The organism is Aeromonas hydrophila subsp. hydrophila ATCC 7966, assembly GCF_000014805.1.
In the GTDB taxonomy this organism is placed as follows: domain Bacteria; phylum Pseudomonadota; class Gammaproteobacteria; order Enterobacterales; family Aeromonadaceae; genus Aeromonas; species Aeromonas hydrophila.
The window spans coordinates 1,069,659-1,085,798 of the sequence record NC_008570.1; the positions used below are offsets into that span (position 1 = coordinate 1,069,659).

Annotated in this window: 16 protein-coding genes; 6 read left to right on the forward strand and 10 right to left on the reverse strand. The window is 62.9% G+C overall.

The annotated features are described in order from the left end of the window. Positions 1–58 precede the first annotated feature (58 nt). Genes arnD through arnB form a run of 4 tightly spaced genes read right to left on the reverse strand, consistent with a single transcriptional unit; the run spans position 59 to position 5,062 of the window. Complete coding sequence (gene arnD / locus AHA_RS04975; protein ID WP_011704924.1) at positions 59–958, reverse strand: 4-deoxy-4-formamido-L-arabinose-phosphoundecaprenol deformylase; 900 nt, start codon at positions 956–958, stop codon at positions 59–61. Further along, entirely contained in the window at positions 951–2,942 is a 1,992-nt protein-coding gene (arnA, locus tag AHA_RS04980) for a bifunctional UDP-4-amino-4-deoxy-L-arabinose formyltransferase/UDP-glucuronic acid oxidase ArnA (RefSeq protein WP_011704925.1), read from the reverse strand. The genes arnD and arnA overlap by 8 nt, the downstream gene beginning before the upstream one ends. Next, a complete protein-coding gene (gene arnC, locus AHA_RS04985) occupies positions 2,939–3,919 on the reverse strand; it encodes an undecaprenyl-phosphate 4-deoxy-4-formamido-L-arabinose transferase (RefSeq protein ID WP_011704926.1) in 981 nt (326 codons plus the stop codon). Before arnC ends, arnA begins: the two co-directional genes overlap by 4 nt. A 6-nt stretch (positions 3,920–3,925) precedes the next feature. Continuing rightward, positions 3,926–5,062 (reverse strand): UDP-4-amino-4-deoxy-L-arabinose aminotransferase, encoded by a 1,137-nt coding sequence (gene arnB, locus AHA_RS04990; RefSeq protein ID WP_011704927.1) that lies wholly within the window; start codon positions 5,060–5,062, stop codon positions 3,926–3,928. Positions 5,063–5,282: 220 nt separating this feature from the next. Here arnB and AHA_RS04995 point away from each other — a divergent pair, with 220 nt between their 5' ends. Further along, on the forward strand, positions 5,283–6,629 hold the full coding sequence (locus AHA_RS04995) for a UDP-glucose dehydrogenase family protein (protein ID WP_011704928.1): 1,347 nt from the start codon (positions 5,283–5,285) through the stop codon (positions 6,627–6,629). 429 nt (positions 6,630–7,058) lie between these two features. Here the strand turns inward: AHA_RS04995 and AHA_RS05000 are convergent, their stop codons facing one another. Continuing rightward, positions 7,059–7,301 (reverse strand): YheU family protein, encoded by a 243-nt coding sequence (locus tag AHA_RS05000; protein ID WP_011704929.1) that lies wholly within the window; start codon positions 7,299–7,301, stop codon positions 7,059–7,061. 83 nt (positions 7,302–7,384) lie between these two features. Here AHA_RS05000 and AHA_RS05005 point away from each other — a divergent pair, with 83 nt between their 5' ends. Continuing rightward, positions 7,385–8,545 (forward strand): sensor domain-containing diguanylate cyclase, encoded by a 1,161-nt coding sequence (locus tag AHA_RS05005; RefSeq protein ID WP_164927556.1) that lies wholly within the window; start codon positions 7,385–7,387, stop codon positions 8,543–8,545. Here AHA_RS05005 and AHA_RS05010 read toward each other — a convergent pair. The 3 genes from AHA_RS05010 to AHA_RS05020 form a co-directional block, all read right to left on the reverse strand. Next, on the reverse strand, positions 8,527–9,510 hold the full coding sequence (locus tag AHA_RS05010) for a hydrolase (RefSeq protein WP_164927557.1): 984 nt from the start codon (positions 9,508–9,510) through the stop codon (positions 8,527–8,529). The two genes, AHA_RS05005 and AHA_RS05010, sit on opposite strands and share 19 nt — an antisense overlap. A gap of 67 nt (positions 9,511–9,577) precedes the next feature. Next, complete coding sequence (locus tag AHA_RS05015; RefSeq protein ID WP_011704932.1) at positions 9,578–10,477, reverse strand: chemotaxis protein; 900 nt, start codon at positions 10,475–10,477, stop codon at positions 9,578–9,580. Between the two features lie 181 nt (positions 10,478–10,658). Beyond that, entirely contained in the window at positions 10,659–11,345 is a 687-nt protein-coding gene (locus AHA_RS05020) for a hypothetical protein (protein ID WP_115586404.1), read from the reverse strand. Positions 11,346–11,384: 39 nt separating this feature from the next. Here AHA_RS05020 and AHA_RS05025 point away from each other — a divergent pair, with 39 nt between their 5' ends. After that, on the forward strand, positions 11,385–11,591 hold the full coding sequence (locus AHA_RS05025) for a YheV family putative zinc ribbon protein (RefSeq protein ID WP_011704934.1): 207 nt from the start codon (positions 11,385–11,387) through the stop codon (positions 11,589–11,591). 146 nt (positions 11,592–11,737) lie between these two features. After that, a complete protein-coding gene (locus AHA_RS05030) occupies positions 11,738–12,376 on the forward strand; it encodes an FKBP-type peptidyl-prolyl cis-trans isomerase (RefSeq protein WP_011704935.1) in 639 nt (212 codons plus the stop codon). Positions 12,377–12,440: 64 nt separating this feature from the next. Here the strand turns inward: AHA_RS05030 and AHA_RS05035 are convergent, their stop codons facing one another. After that, complete coding sequence (locus AHA_RS05035) at positions 12,441–12,656, reverse strand: SlyX family protein (RefSeq protein ID WP_011704936.1); 216 nt, start codon at positions 12,654–12,656, stop codon at positions 12,441–12,443. A gap of 14 nt (positions 12,657–12,670) precedes the next feature. Further along, positions 12,671–13,639, reverse strand: coding sequence for a WD40 repeat domain-containing protein (locus AHA_RS05040; RefSeq protein ID WP_011704937.1), 969 nt, complete (start codon positions 13,637–13,639; stop codon positions 12,671–12,673). A 119-nt stretch (positions 13,640–13,758) separates the two neighbouring features. Here AHA_RS05040 and fkpA point away from each other — a divergent pair, with 119 nt between their 5' ends. Further along, complete coding sequence (fkpA, locus tag AHA_RS05045) at positions 13,759–14,565, forward strand: FKBP-type peptidyl-prolyl cis-trans isomerase (RefSeq protein ID WP_011704938.1); 807 nt, start codon at positions 13,759–13,761, stop codon at positions 14,563–14,565. A 151-nt stretch (positions 14,566–14,716) separates the two neighbouring features. Continuing rightward, positions 14,717–16,123: a sigma-54-dependent transcriptional regulator gene (locus AHA_RS05050; RefSeq protein WP_011704939.1), complete on the forward strand. Its 1,407-nt coding sequence runs from the start codon at positions 14,717–14,719 to the stop codon at positions 16,121–16,123. The last annotated feature ends 17 nt before the right edge of the window (positions 16,124–16,140 follow it).

A 16,140-nucleotide genomic window follows, 5' to 3' on the forward strand; every position in this document is an offset into this window, starting at 1 on the left:
TTGCATGGTGTGATTAGCGCGATGGTTAGTCCTGCCACCCGAGGTGGCGTCATTCATCTCAGGCCTCGGCCTTGCAGCCGAGCCAGCCCTCCCGTCCGGGCAGGGTGCCGCGGACCAGCCGGCCGGTCGGCAGCGTGGTCGGGTCGGATGGTAACAGATCCCCGAGCGGCACGAAGCGGATGCCGCGCGCCCTGGCTTCGCCGAGCAGGGCATCGAACTGATCCGCCATCACGATTCCTTCCACTTCGGCGTGGATGGTGTAGACGTGCTGGCCCTGCGCCGGCGGGGTCGCCAGCTGATCCAGCAGGAAACGGTTGAAATCGTCGACCGTCACCTGATGGCCCACCACTTCGTCGAAGGTGGGCAGGTTGACCGGGATCTGCGGGGTGCCGGGGCGGCCATCCTGCAGCAGGGGCCGAAACAGGCCGCTGCCGCGACAGTCGCTGTTGTAGCGAAAGCCGAACGGCTCCTTGGCCTGGGTGGTGAGCGGGTCGGCCCGCCAGCCGGCGGCGGCGGAGCAGTCCACTTCGCGCCCCAGGATCTGGTTGAGCGCATCCACCCCGAGCCGGGTCTGACGAGCCAGCTCGGCTTCGTCCCAGCGGCCGGTGTTGGCCTGCCAGCCGTGGTGATCCCAGGCGTGCAGCCCCACCTCATGACGGGCGCTGTCGGTGTCGCGCATCAGGGAGCCGAGCTGCTTGCCGATGGACTTGCCGGGCCAGGCGGTGCCGGCCAGCAATATGTCCAGCCCATAGAGGGATGCTGCGTTGGAGCGCAGCATCTTGAGCAGAAAGCGGGGTTTTAGCAGGCGCCACAAGTGGCGCCCCATGTTGTCCGGTCCGACCGAGAAGAAGAAGCTCCCCTTGACCTGATGCTTGTCGAGCAGTTGCAGCAGGCGGGGCACCCCGTCACGGGTCCCCCTGAAGGTATCGACGTCGATCCGCAGACCTACCTCAGTCATGCTCGACTCCCGTGGTGACCGCCCCTTGCAGGAAGAAGTCCAGGGTGTTGCCGATGGTCTCTTCCATCTCGATGGTTGGTTCCCAGTCCAGCAGGCGGCGGGCATTGGCGATGCTCGGCCGGCGGTGGGAGACGTCCTGATAGCCGTCACCGTAGAAGGATTTGCTCTCCACCAGTTTGAAGCCGGCAAACGGCGGGAAGTGGTCGCGCAGCGGGTGAGCCTCGAACTTGGCGAGCAGGATCTCGGCCATCTGCTGGATGCTGGCCTCGTTGTCCGGGTTGCCGATGTTGATGATCTGGCCGTCGCAGCGGTTCTCCTTGTTCTCGATGATGCGGAACAGGGCCTCGATGCCGTCCTCGATGTCGGTGAAGCAGCGCTTCTGGGCGCCGCCGTCCACCAGCTGGATCGGGGTGCCGTCTACCAGGTTGAGGATCAGCTGGGTGATGGCGCGGGAGCTGCCGATGCGGGCGGAGTCTAGGCTGTCCAGACGCGGCCCCATCCAGTTGAAGGGGCGGAACAGTGTGAAGTTGAGCCCCTCTTTCTTGCCGTAGGCCCAGATCACCCGATCCAGCAGCTGCTTGGAGACCGAGTAGATCCAGCGCTGCTTGTTGATGGGGCCGACGATGAGGCGGGAGCTGTCTTCATCGAAGCTGTGATCGTCGCACATCCCGTACACCTCGGAGGTGGAGGGGAAGATGATGCGCTTGTGGTACTTCACGCAATAGCGGACGATCTTGAGGTTCTCCTCGAAGTCGAGCTCGAACACGCGCAGCGGGTTGCGGGTGTACTCGATGGGGGTGGCGATGGCCACCAGCGGCAGGATCACGTCGCACTTCTTGATGTGATACTCGATCCACTCGGTGTGGATGCTGATGTCCCCTTCCACGAAGTGGAAGTTGGGGTGACCGATGAAACGGTCCACCGCGCTGGAGCCGATGTCGAGGCCATACACCTCATAGCCGCCATCCTGGAGCAGGCGCTCGGTCAGGTGGTTGCCGATGAAGCCGTTGACGCCGAGGATCAGCACCCGGGTCAGCCGCGCCTTGCGCAGGGCATTGCTCGCCTTGGCGCCGATCTTCATCCCTTCGACCAGCCCCAGTTCGCGGGCCAGCTGGGCGCCGCGCACATAGAGTCCGCCTTCGGCCTGACCGGCCACGATCTCCAGCACCCCTTCACCGCAGGCGATGCGCAGCGGCTCCTGGCTCAGGATGGTGCCCGGCTGCTTGTCGCTCTGCTGGGCCAGCCAGTGGCTCTTCCATACCGTCAGCTTGCGATCGCCGGCGAAGCTGAAGGCGCCCGGGTAGGGCTGGGTGACGGCGCGCACCAGGTTGTGCAGTTCGCGGGCCGGGCGGTGCCAGTGCAGCTCGCCATCGGCCGGAGTGCGGCGGCCATAGTAGCTGGCCTTGCTCTCATCCTGCGGGGTGAGGCGGATGTCGCCGGCGCGCAGCTTGGGCAGCTCTTGCTCCAGCAGCGCCCGGGCGGCGAGGCGCACCTTGCCGTGCAGGGTCAGCGCGGTATCGTCATCGGCAATGGTCACCGCCTGCTGGGCGACGATGGCGCCGGCGTCGGGCTTGGCGGTCATCTGGTGCAGTGTGATGCCGGTCTCGGCCTCACCGTTGACCAGGCACCAGTTGATGGGGGCGCGACCGCGGTAGGCGGGCAGCAGGGAGCCGTGCAGGTTGAAGGCGCCGACGGTCGGGATATCGAGGATCGCCTGCTTGAGCATGTTGCGGTAGTAGAAGGAGAAGAGGGCCTGGGGCGCCAGCTCGCGAATGCGCTCGATCCAGAGCGGGTGGTTCACGTCCTCGGGGGAGTAGACCGGCAGGTTGTGCTCTGCGCAGAGCTGGGCGACCGAGCCGAAGAAGCGGTTCTCGCCCGGATCATCGGCGTGGGTGAAGACGGCCTGGATCTCGTAGCCTGCCTCGAGCAGGGCTTCGATACCGGTGCAACCGATATCGTGATAAGCAAAGACGACGACTTTCATTGTTCAGCTTCCTGTTGCGAAGGGGTGGTGGCGCTGCGCACGATCTGGTGGATGAAGTAGCGGGGACGGGCGCGCACGTCGGTGTACATGCGGCCTATGTATTCTCCCAGCAGCCCCATGCCCAGCAGCTGCACGCCGACAAAGGTGAAGAGAATGGCAAAGAGGGTGAAGACGCCATCGGCGGCCCAGTCGGCGCCCAGAATGAGGCGCATCAGGATCAGCAGGATGGAGAAGGTAAAGCCGATGCCCGCCACCACGCTGCCGACGATGCTGAGCAGCCGCAGCGGGGTGGTGGTCATGCAGGTGACCAGGTCATACATCAGGTTGATGAGGTGCATCAGCCCGTATTTGGACTCGCCGTGGGCCCGCTCGGCGTGGCCCACTTCCAGCTCGATGGTGCGGCGGGCGAAGCTGTTGGCCAGGATGGGGATGAAGGTGCTGCGCTCCTGGCAGCAGAGCATGGCGTCGATGATGTGACGGCGGTAGGCGCGCAGCATGCAGCCGTAGTCGCTCATGTGCACGCCGGTGGCCTTTTGCACCGACTTGTTGATGAGCTTGGAGGCGGTCTTGCGAAACCAGGAGTCCTGCCGGTTGCGGCGCATGGTGCCCACCACGTCGTAGCCCTGCATGGCGGCTTCCACCAGGCGAGGGATCTCCTCCGGCGGGTTCTGCAGGTCCGCATCCAGGGTGATCACCAGATCCCCCTTGGCGGTCTCGAAGCCGGCCATGATGGCTGCGTGCTGACCGTAGTTGCGGTTGAGCAGCACCCCGACCAGCTTGCTGCCCTCAACGGCGGCGGCGTCTCTGATGAGCTCGGTGGAGCCGTCGTGGCTGCCGTCATCGATCAGGATCACTTCGTAATTCTGTGACAGCTGATCGCAGGCGGCGGTGACTCGGCTCAGCAGCGCGGGCAGGCTGGCCTCCTCGTTGTAGACGGGGATGACCACCGAAACCAGCTTGATGTCAGTGTTGTTCACGTTGCATTACTCCAATATGTCGATAAGAGCCGCGACCACGCGGTCGACGTCGGCCAGCGTCATGTCCGGGAAGAGTGGCAGGGTGCACAGGCGTGACGAGTTCCACTCGGTATGAGGCAGGCTGAGGGTCGGATAGCGTTCACGGTAGTATTTCTGGGTATGGGCTGCCCGAAAGTGCAGACCGGTACCGATGCCGCGCTCCTGCAATGCCTGCATCAGCTGATCCCGGTCGAGCCCGCAGCGATCGGGGTCGACTCGCACCATGAACAGGTGCCAGGTGTGCAGGTGGGGGTAGCCCGGCACGGCGAGCGGCGCCAGCGGCAGACCGGCCAGTCGCTCCTGATAGCGGGCCACCAGTTCGGCCCGTTTGGCGTTGAGCTCGGGCAGCCGTGCCAGCTGCACCAGGGCGATGGCGGCGTTGATGTCGGCCAGGTTGTATTTGAAGCCCGGGGTGATCACCTCCGCCTGCGGCTTGCGGCCCAGGCTCATGCGATCAAAGGCATCCACCCCCAGGCCGTGGAATTTGAGCATCCGAACCTTGTCCGCCAGCGCCTTGTCGTCGGTCACCAGCATGCCCCCTTCGGCGCAGGTCAGATTCTTGATGGCGTGGAAGGAGAAGATGGCGGTGCCGCTGGCGCCAATCCAGCGCTCCCGGTAGCGGGTGCCGACCGCGTGGGCGGCATCCTCGATGACCGCAATGCCGTGGCGGCGGGCCAGCGCCAGGATCGGATCCAGATCGACCGGGGCACCGGCGTAGTGGACCGGGATGATGGCTTTGGTGTTGGCGGTGATGAGCGGCGCGATCAGCTCGGCGCTGGTCATCAGGGTATCCGGGTCCACGTCGACGAAGACCGGCTCGGCCCCCAGCAGGGTGATGATGTTGATGGTGGAGACCCAGGTCTGGGAGGGGGTGATCACCTCATCTCCCGGGCCTATGCCCAGCGCCAGCAGGGTGACGTGCATGCCGGCGGTGGCGGAGCAGAGCGCTACCGCGTGCTGGCAGCCGAATGTGTCGCAGAATTGCTGTTCCAGTTCATGATTCTTCGGGCCCGTGGTGATCCAGCCCGATTTCAATACGTCACAGACAGCACTTATCTCGGCATCACCGATGGCGGGCCTCGAAAATGGCAGAAAATCTTGCATAAGAGATCCAACGAAGAATATTAATCAGCGCCCATTAAATTGGGCTCCCCCAAACTGTTTTACTCAACATACGGATATAAAAGCGGGCCTGCAATGGTCCAGAAACAGCTGGTAACAATTAACTGGTGCGGTCATCTTAGGTAATGTGATAAATATTTATAACCCCCCCAACTCTTGTTTTTCCAAATTACATCTTCTCTGACATTTTGGTTGTATCAATATGAACATTACTGTATTTGGAAGTGGCTACGTGGGCCTGGTTCAGGCCACCGTACTGGCCGACGTCGGTCATCAGGTTATCTGTGTCGATGTCGATGAACAGAAGGTGGCAGCCCTGATGGATGGGCAGGTGCCCATCTATGAACCCGGTCTCGAATCCCTGCTGCAGCGCAACATCAAGAGCGGTTCCCTGGTGTTCACCACGGACGCCGTGCTGGCCGTCAAACACGGCGATGTGCAGTTTCTGGCGGTAGGCACGCCACCGGGGGAAGATGGTTCCGCCGATCTGAGCCACGTGTTGACGGTGGCCGAGACCATCGCCCAGTATCGCGATCGGCCCGTCATCATCGTCAACAAGTCGACCGTGCCGGTGGGCACCGCCGACAAGGTGACCGCCAGGGTCAACGCCATCCTGCAGCAGCGGGATCAGTCGTTCACCTTCGACGTGGTCTCCAACCCCGAATTTCTGAAAGAGGGCTCCGCCATCCAGGATTGCCTGCGGCCGGATCGCATCGTGGTGGGCACCGCCAACGAGGCCTCCCGCCAGCTGATGCGCGAGCTCTACGAGCCGTTCAACCGCAACCACGATCGCATCCTGTTCATGGATGTGCGCAGCGCCGAGCTGACCAAGTACGCCGCCAACTGCATGCTGGCCACCAAGATAAGCTTCATCAACGAGATGGCCGGGCTGGCCGAGCGGGTCGGCGCCGACATCGAGATGGTGCGCCAGGGGATAGGCTCGGATCAGCGCATCGGCTATCAGTTCATCTACCCGGGTTGTGGCTATGGCGGCTCCTGTTTTCCCAAGGATGTCAAAGCCTTGCTGGCCACGGCCCAGGAGCTGGAGTACGACACGCCGCTGATCCGGGCGGTGGAGCGAGTCAACGAATTGCAAAAATCGCGGCTGTTTCAGCTGCTGTCAGCGTTCTTTTGCGCCGAAGGGGAGAGCCTGGCCGGCAAGACCATCGCCCTGTGGGGGCTGGCGTTCAAGCCCAACACCGACGACATGCGCGAGGCGCCGAGCCGGGCCTTGATGGAGGCGTTGTGGCAGGCCGGGGCGACCGTGCAGGCCTACGATCCCGAGGCGATGCAGGAGGCCCAGCAGATCTACGGCAACTGTGACAAGCTGCGGCTGATGGGCACCAAGGAGGCGGCGCTGTTTGGTGCGGATGCCCTGGTGATCTGCACCGAGTGGAACCATTTCAAGGCCCCCAATTTTGCCGCCATCAAGCAGGCGTTGCGCCATCCGCTGATCGTCGATGGCCGCAACCTGTTTGATCCGGGCCGGATGAAAGATCATGGTTTTCATTACTACGCCATCGGGCGGGGCGAATCGGTAATGAAATAAAAAGACCATGCCACGCTGCCACCATGTTTCAGTGCCATGGCAGTGCGGCATATCTTCACGCTGAACAAGACTATTTTCGTCACTATTGTCGGTGAGCGTCGTTGTCATATTTATTTAATGTTGTGAGCTGATTCACTTTATTAATTTTATATTGCCGCTATGGCCAGGTTCTCTGCATGGCTCGCCACTATTAATTAAACCGGTATTGATATGGCCTATTTCCCCGCAGCATATTGCCGCGGGGCACCAATCAATGCATAACATCCGGCAGAGCTCACTCTGCTCACAATAAAAATGGCCCTCCGCCAGTGCGGAAGGCCATTTTTATTTTCTGAAAAGGGCGCGCCAGCCCGGCGGGAACTGTCGGGTTCGTGCCGCCAACGTGTCGGCCCGGCTGGCAAGACCCAGATCGGGATGGCAATGGGCCGGCTATTCCGGTATATCGTCCACCTGAGCCCGGTCTAGGGTCGCCTTGGGTACTATGTTCACGCTTTCGTGCAGCTCGCTGTAAACGATCACGGCCAGCCCCTGCTGCAGCTGTGTCCTGACATCGGCGACCTTGTCGGCCAGACTGACATCATGTTCGCCGTACTCGGTGCCCTCTTGCAGCACGAAGTGTTCGAGCAGGTTGTTGAGGGTGTCTGCATCCAGCTCTTGCCAGGGGATAATCATGGTTTCATCTTCCGTTACCAGAGAGCGGGTATTGTCTATCTGTCGGCAGCAAGCGCAAGGGATTTATATGGCAGCAAGCAGGTATGAACATGCTCTCTGATGAACAACGTCGTCTCTCCAGCCACCTCGATCACCATCTGTATGAGTCTCGCCGCCACGCCCTGAGCAAGGGGTTGCGCTGGTTCTGGGCCGTCAACCAGCTAGCGATCCTGTTCCTGCTGGCGCGCTTCTATGTCTATCAGGACGCCCATCTGGTGGTGGCCCGGGTACTGCCCTGGAGCTACGAGGTGCAGCTGGTGCTGATGACGCTGGCCTGCCTGTCGTTTCCGCTGTTTTGGCACTGGCTCTCCCGTCAGCCCCCCGCCATCTGGCAGCCCTGCCTGCGTGCCGGTGCCCTGCTGTGGGGGACTGGCTGGGCGCTGCTCGGCTACGCCATCGCCCTGGTGGAGCTGAGAGGCGGTTTCAGCCTGGCGTTCGATCTCATCGGCATGCTGCTGATGACGGCGTTGGTGGCGCTCTATTGCGAGGTGCGGCTGTTCTACTGCTTCAGCACCCCGCCGCTGCTGTTTCTGCTGCTGGAGGCGCTGCTGGTAAAGGTGCCGTTTCCGGCGGTGCACTGGATGGCGGTGGGCTGCCTCATCATCATGCTGGAGACGGGCAGGCGGATGCTCAACGGCTGGTTCGAGCTGGCGGTATCCCGTGAGCACGAGAACCTGACCCTGGCCCGCCAGCTCGATGCCATGGCCAAGCGGGACCCGCTGACCGGGCTGGCCAACCGGCGCCATTTCGACAACGTCGGCGAGCAGATCCTGCAGGAGGCGAGAGAGCGGCACGGCGAGTTTGCCATCCTGCTGCTGGACGTGGACTTCTTCAAACGCTTCAACGATCACTACGGCCATCTGCAGGGGGACAACTGCCTGATCGCGGTGGCCGACTGCCTGCGCGAGGCCATTCGCCAGCCGGCTGACGTGGTGGCCCGCTATGGCGGGGAGGAGTTCGTGCTGTTATTGCCCGGTGCCGATGCGCTGGCCACCAGCGCCATCGCCAAACGCATTGCCGCCGCGCTGGCCGAGCGAGGCATCCTCCATGCGCTGTCGGAGGTGTCGGATCGGGTCACCGTGAGTCAGGGCATTGCCCTGTGGCACGGGGGGCAGGATGGCATCGCCGACATGCTGGTGCGCGCCGACGAGGCGCTCTATCAGGTCAAGGAGGCTGGCCGCAACGGCTATCGACTCGCCCCCTGAGTCTGCTCCTGCAACCACTGGCTGATCCGCTCTTCCAGCCAGAACCGCGGTCGCCAGGGTGTACCGTGCAGAAAGCCCACGTGGCCGCCCTGGCGGCTCAGCTCGTAGCGCACCATGGGTGAGAGCTGCTCGGCCTGCGGGATCACCGCCTCGGTCATGAAGGGATCGTCGGCGGCGTGGATCATCAGAGTGGGGATGGGGATCCGTGCCAGCATCCCCAGGCCCGAGCAGCGCTGATAGTAGTGATCGGCACTGTCAAAACCGTGCAGTGGCGCCGTGACCTGCTCATCGAAGTCGCGCAGGGTAGCGATGGCGCGCACCTGCTGCGGTTGCCAGCGGGCACCGGCCGCCGCCTGCCGCTGGATCTTCTGCTGCAGGTTGTGGCGCATGGTGCGCAGCAGATAGCTCTGATAGACCCGCGAGAAGCCCTGATTGACCCGATCGGCGCAGCTGTCCAGCCGCAGCGGCGCCGAGATCACCACCGCCGCCGTCAGCTCGCTCGGGCAGGCGCGCGCCAGCAGATTGACCAGCATGTTGCCCCCCAGCGAATAGCCGATGGCGACGAGCGGCTTGCCGGGAAAGCGGCGGCCCAGCTCGGCGATGAGCGCCTGGGCATCCTCGATGGCGCCGGAGTGATAGGCCTGCAGCAGCCGGTTCGGCTCGCCGCTGCAGCCGCGAAAGTGCATCAGCACCGCTTCGTTGCCCTGGCGTTGCAGGTGGGCGAACAGTCCCTTGGCATAGTGGGAGTGAATGCTCCCCTCCAGCCCGTGAAACAGCACGATGAGCGGCCGCTCATCCCGGCTGATCTCGCCGCTCCAGGCGAGATCGACGAAGTCGCCATCCGCCAGCTCGAAGCGCTCCGCCACGAAGCGGGCCGGTTGCCGGCGCAGCCACTTGGGCAAAATGGTTTGCAGATGGGGATTGCGCGCCCACCAGGGGGCGTGGAAGTGGCTTTCGATCAGCATGCTGGGTCCGCGGGGTGACAGGGGCAGAAAAGGCAACGGCGAGAAGCCGGGCTTCTCGCCGTCGGGATCAGGCTGGCAGGCTGTCGTGGTGCTCGGCACCGCGCAGCATGGCCTGGATCAGTTCGTTGGCTTCAAACTTGGTCAGCGCCTCGTGCGCGCCCACCTGATGGGCCCGCTCTACGCTTATCTCGCTGGAGAGCGAGGTGTGCAGGATGATGTAGGCGCCCGCCAGTTTGGCGTCGCTCTGCACCTCGAAGGCCAGCTCATAGCCGTCGAGCCCCGGCATCTCGATGTCGCTCACCAGGATGTCGATGGGGGTCTTCTGGCTGGCGCGGGTCTGCATCAGGGTCAGCGCATCCTTGCCGTTGGTGCACACCTCATAGGGGATGTTGATGTAATCCAGCGCCGCCATCAGCTGGCGACGGGCGACCGAGGAGTCATCCACCAGCAGGATCCGCATCGGCTTGATCCGCTCCCGCTGCACGTCGGTCAGCACCGGGTAGAGGTGGCTGGGATCGTCCGGATAGACCCGGGAGAGGATCAGCTCCACGTCCAGCAGCTGGATCAGCTGGTCATTGACCCGGGTCACGCCGGTGACGAACACGTTGTGGCCGAGGGTGGCGGGCGGCGGCTCAATGTCGCGCCAGTTGCACTCGGTGATCTTGTCGATGCCGCGCACCAGAAAGCCCACCAGGGTACGGCGGCAGTCGGTGATGATGATGAAGCAGTGCGGCATCTCTTCCTTGCTGATCGGGCGATAACCCACCGCCATGGCCATGTCGATCACCGGGATGGTGGTGCCACGCATGCTGGCGGCGCCGAGCACGGTCGGGTGCGAGTGCGGCATGGCCGTCAGCTGGGTGTAGGGCACTATCTCTTTCACCTTGAGGGTGCCGATGGCGAAGGATTGCTTGGCCGAGAGATGAAACAGCAACATGCCCTGGGATTGGTTGGCCTTGCTTTTCATGGCAGATGTCCTGTGAGTCAAAACGGTATCAGTCAATTCAGGCCCCTAGCATAAAGGATTATAGAAGAAATGGCCTTGTGGTTATTAACGACCATTGGCCGCAAAACTGGACTCATTTCATCCATTTATTGCCGCAATCCGCACCTGTGCGCACTGCCTGGGGCCCTCATGGGCGGGGCGTTCAGCGCGCCTGCAACGCCTCCAGCGGGGTGCCGAGCCACTGCTGGCAGGCGTGGGCGAGCGCGGCTTCATCCCCGTAACCCAGCTTGCTCACCACCTGGGCGCGTTGGCTGCCGCTCTTGAGCAGCCGCACCGCCTGCAGCAGCTGCCACTGGGCGCGCAGCGCATCGCCCGCCAGCGCCGGGTCGCTGAGGCCACGCTGCACCAGACATTGCTGCCATGCCGCATCGCTGCCCTCCTGACCGTTTGCCAACGCCTGCCAGGCGGCCTGCAGGGCATTGTCTGGCTGGGAGGCAATGGGGCAGGTCGGCAGCTCATCGAGAATTACCTGCAAGCGGTGACCATAGGCACCTTGCCAGTCGCGGGGGCGCTGCCACTGGGCCAGGCCGTCGAGCAGCGCCGCCAGCAGCGGGGTGGGCTGCAGCCAGCCCGCCCGCTCTGGCTGCTCCACGCGTACCGAGCAGGTCAGCAGATCATGCTGGCAGCCCGCCAGCGGGGTGAATGCGGCCAGGGCATCGGCACAGAGCCATAAGTGGCTTCCCGTCGGCATCAGCCACTCATGGGCGCCGAGTCGCAGCAGCGCCGCGCCCCGGGTGATCCGCAGCAGCTGGCCCACCGGCACGCGCTTGCGGGCACCGACTTGCAGATGCGAAGTGGAAAAATGCTGATATTCGATGGCGTGATGCATGTAAAAACCCTGATATGATGCTGCCTGGAGGTAACGAAAATGGAAACCAGACGTAAAAAACGCTTCATTGCCGGTGCGGTTTGCCCGGCGTGCGGCAAAATGGACACCATGATGCTGTATATGGAGCATGGAGTCGAGAAGGTGACCTGTGTCGAGTGCGGGGATACCCAGGTACAGACCCAGGCCGAGGTGGACAAGGTGACCCGGGAGACGGAACAGGTAATCGGTGTGTTTCGTCCCGAGTGAGTGCCGTGCCTCAAGGTGATGGCACGCCGGTCAGGCTGGTCGCTGTTGATGGCTTTTTCATCACGCTGAAGCCGGACCGACCATATGCTTGTCTGCCTTTTTGAGGTATTCTGGGCCCGTTTTTTTCTATCCGCAGGATCCCTGACATGAAAGTAGCTCCCCTGAGCGTGGTTACGCTGGAATACACGGTCACCGACGAACACGGTGAAGTCATCGACACCACTGTCGGTAAAGAGCCTCTGGTGTATCTGCACGGTACCCGTTATCTGGTCTCCGGCCTCGAAGCCGAGCTGGAAGGTCGCAGCGTGGGCGAGGCGTTCGACGTCACCCTGACGCCGGAGCAGGCCTATGGCCAGTACGACGAGAACCTGGTGCAGGAAGTGCCCGGCGAGCTGTTCGACGGCATGGAAGTGTCTGAAGGGGATACTTTTGTGGCCGAGACCGACGACGGCCACCGCCCGGTGACCGTGATCGAAGTGTCCGAAGAGTTCGTCAAGGTGGATGGCAACCATCCGCTGGCCGGCGTGACCCTGGGCTTCAAGGTCGAGATCAAGGACGTGCGCGCCGCCACTGCCGAAGAGCTGGCCCACGGCCACGTTCACGGTGCCGGTGGTTGCGGTCACGATCATGGCCACGACCATGATCACGACCACGGTCATGAGCACGGCGGTTGCTGCGGTGGTGGTCATCACGGCCACGATCACGGTCATGACCACGGCGACGACCACGGTCACGGCGGCTGCTGCGGTGGCGGCGGTTGCGGTGGCAAGGGCCATCAGCACTGATCACGGCATTGCCGATGATAAAAAAACCCGCGCCTGGCGCGGGTTTTTTTATGGCTGGCACTCATCAGTAGTGCGGTGGCGGGGTCTCTTCGGCCATGCTGGCGATCTGGCTCGGCTGCACGCTCTGCAGCTTGTCCACCAGCAGCTGGATCTGATGCTTGAGCCGATCCAGCTCGCGGCCCTGGGTGGTGACCTCGTCGTTGAGCTGCTCCACCGTGTATTCGGCGAAGGCGAGGCGGCTTTCCAGGGTTTCGAGGCGATCGTTTAATTGCTGACTCATGGGCCTTTTGGTCCTTACTTGATAGTCCAGATTTCGGCCAGGCCGCTGGAGCTGGCGCTGACAAGGTGGCTATTGTCGCGCAAAGCCACGCCGTAGACCACTGCGCTCGGCGGTTTCACCCTGGGATGGGGCGAGACGCGCCAGCTCTGCAGCAGGCTGCCGTCGCTCACTTGCCACAGGGAGAGCTGGCGGGAGGGGGCGCCGGTGATGAGCCACTTGCCGTCGTTGGCAAAACGCGCCGCGGTGTAGACCTCGAAGCGGTGATCGAACTGCAGCCGGCTCAGCTCCTTGCCGGTTGTCAGATCCCAGATGCTGGCCTGGCGGCTGTCGGCGGTGAAGGCGAGCCGTCCGCTCGGGTCGAGCCGGGCCAGCACCACCCGACCGGCATGGTTGAAGCGCCACACCACCTGGCCGCTGCGGGTGTCCCACAGGTAGGCGCTGTAGTCGTTGCCGCCGGTGAGGGCGTAACGACCGTTGGGGGAGAGATCCACCGTGTTGACCTGCTCGGTGTGGCCGAGAAACTGCAGCCGGCGGCCGGTGCGGGTATCCACCACTTCCGCCTTGCCGTCTTCCCGGCCGATCAGCACCTGGCGACCGTCGGCCGACAGGGCGATGTCCCTCAGCCTGGATTCAGGAAGCGAATAGTAGCCTTGCGACTGGCCATTCTGCAGGCGCCAGATCCCGAAACTGTCGGGGGTGGCCGTCACGGCGTGGCTGTCGTCCGCCGAGAAACGGGTGATGATGATGAAGTTGTCCGGATTGTCGGACTGGCGCCAGCGCCAGCGCTCCTTGCCCTGTTCCAGGTCCCACACCACAGTGCCCTGGCTCAGGCTGGAGACGATGGCCTGCTTGCCGTCGCTGGCCAGATCGGCGCTCAGCAGCCCCTGGTTGGCGAGGGTCAGTTGTCGGTCCGGCGATGAGCTCTGTTCGCAGCCTGTCAGCATCAGGCAAATCGCGACGAGATAAATGGCACTTTTTATCATTTTTCCTGTCTCATGCTTTCGTTACCTGCGATCACGGCGTTAGTATAAGGCGCTTATCACGATAAACCTCTCATTTCACGAAGGAACCGAGAGCGGTATTTAGAGTTTTGGAGAAACTGATGAACAATTTTCTGAAGGTGTCCCTGTTGGCCGCGGCAGTTGCCGTGAGTCTGACTGCTTGCCAAAAAGACGAGAAGACTGCTGCGAATACCGCAGAGGTCAAGGCAGAAGCCAGCAAGCCGGCAGAGGCCCCCAAGGCTGAAGCCAAGAGCTTTGAAGAGCAATCCGGCTATGCAATTGGCCTCTCCATGGGTCGTTATATCGCCAATACCCTGGAACGTCAGCAGGAACTCGGCATCAAGCTGGACAACAGCGTCATCCTCAAGGGTGTGACCGACGGTCTGGGCAAAGAAGCCAAGATGACCGACGAGGAGATCCAGAAGGTTCTGCAGCAGTACGACGCCAAGATCAACGAGTTGACCAAGGCCAAGGCTGACAAGGATGCCGTGGAAAACCAGAAGAAGGGTGAAGAGTACCTGGCTGCCAACGCCAAGAAAGAGGGCGTGAAGAGCACCGAATCCGGTCTGCAATACCAGGTCGAGAAGATGGGTACCGGCGCCAAGCCGAAGGCCACCGACATCGTCAAGGTCCACTACACCGGTACCCTGACCGACGGCACCAAGTTCGACAGCTCCGTCGATCGCGGCGAGCCGGCCACCTTCCCGCTCAACCAGGTGATCCCGGGCTGGACCGAAGGCGTGCAGCTGATGCCGGTCGGTTCCAAGTTCAAGTTCTTCCTGCCGTCCAAGCTGGCCTATGGCGAGCACGGTGCGGGTTCCATCCCGGCCAATGCCGTGCTGGTATTCGACGTTGAGCTGCTGGCTATCGAGAAGCCGGCTGCCGATGGCGACAACGCCAAGAAGTAAGCGGAAAACGTTGAAAAAACGGCTCCTTAGGGAGCCGTTTTTACTTGTAACTCCGCCCGAATGGCGGGATAAAAGAGAGTATCGCCAACTGTGCTAACATGGCGAGCGACACCCGAAATAGACAACAAAATCAATTGCAAGGATGGCTCCCGTGGCGGAAAGCAAACCTCGAGTCCTGTTGGTGGAAGATACCCGCAGTCTGGCGGTGGTCTATGAACAGTATCTGGCCCAGGATGGCTACGAGGTGCTGCGGGCCGATTGCGGCCAGCAGGCATTGGCGCAGCTGCTGAGCAGCCCGCCGCCGGTGGTGCTGCTGGATCTCGAGCTGCCAGACATGTCCGGCATGGACATCCTGCAGCAGATCACCGAACAGCAGCTGCCCTGCTCGGTGGTGGTGATCACCGCCCACGGCTCGGTGGATGTGGCGGTGGAGGCGATGCGGCTCGGCGCCTTCGACTTTCTGACCAAGCCGTTCGACGGCAAGCGGCTGTGCGCCAATGCGCGCAATGCCCTCAAGCACCAGCAGCTCAGCTCGCTGGTGGCCCAGTACCGGGAGAACTTCGAGCGCAGCTCGTTTGCCGGCTTCATCGGTGCCTCCATGCCGATGCAGGCGGTCTATCGCATCATCGAGAGCGCGGCGCCGAGCAAGGCGACCGTGTTCATCACCGGCGAGAGCGGCACCGGCAAGGAGGTGTGCGCCGAGGCCATCCACCAGTGCAGCCCCCGTCGCGAGCAGCCCTTCATCGCCCTCAACTGCGCCGCCATTCCCCACGACCTGATGGAAAGCGAGATCTTCGGCCACGTGAAGGGGTCGTTCACCGGCGCGCAGGGGGATCGCAAGGGGGCGGCCAGCCTGGCGGATGGCGGCACCCTGTTTCTGGACGAGATCTGCGAGATGGATCTCGACCTGCAGAGCAAGCTGCTGCGCTTCATCCAGACCGGTACCCTGCAGCGGGTCGGCAGCGGCAAGCTGGAGACGGTGGACGTGCGCTTCGTCTGCGCCACCAACCGCGATCCCCTGCTGGAGGTGAAGGCGGGGCGTTTTCGCGAGGATCTCTACTACCGGTTGCACGTCATCCCCCTCAGCCTGCCGCCGCTGCGCGAGCGGGGCGAGGACATACTGCTGCTGGCGCGAACCCTGCTGCAGAGTTATGCCAAGGAAGAGAACAAGCGCTTCAAGGATTTCGATGCCGAGGCGGCGCGGGTGCTGCTCGATTACCCCTGGCCCGGCAACGTGCGCGAGCTGCAGAACGTGGTGCGCAACATAGTGGTGCTCAACGATCGCGAGCTGGTGAGCCCCGACATCTTGCCGCCCCCGCTCAACGGCAGCCGTGCCAGCTTGCTGGCGGCGATCCCCGCTGCGGCCGCGACCGGCAGCGGTGCCGTGGTGGTGGCCAATGCCCCGATCCGCCCGCTCTGGCTGGTGGAGAAAGAGACCATAGAGCAGGCCATCGCCAGCTGTGACGGCAACATCCCCAAGGCGGCGGCGTTGCTGGAGATCAGCCCTTCCACCATCTATCGCAAGAAACAGGGCTGGGAAGAGGCGAGTCTGGCGTGAGGCCGGCGTCGGGAGGG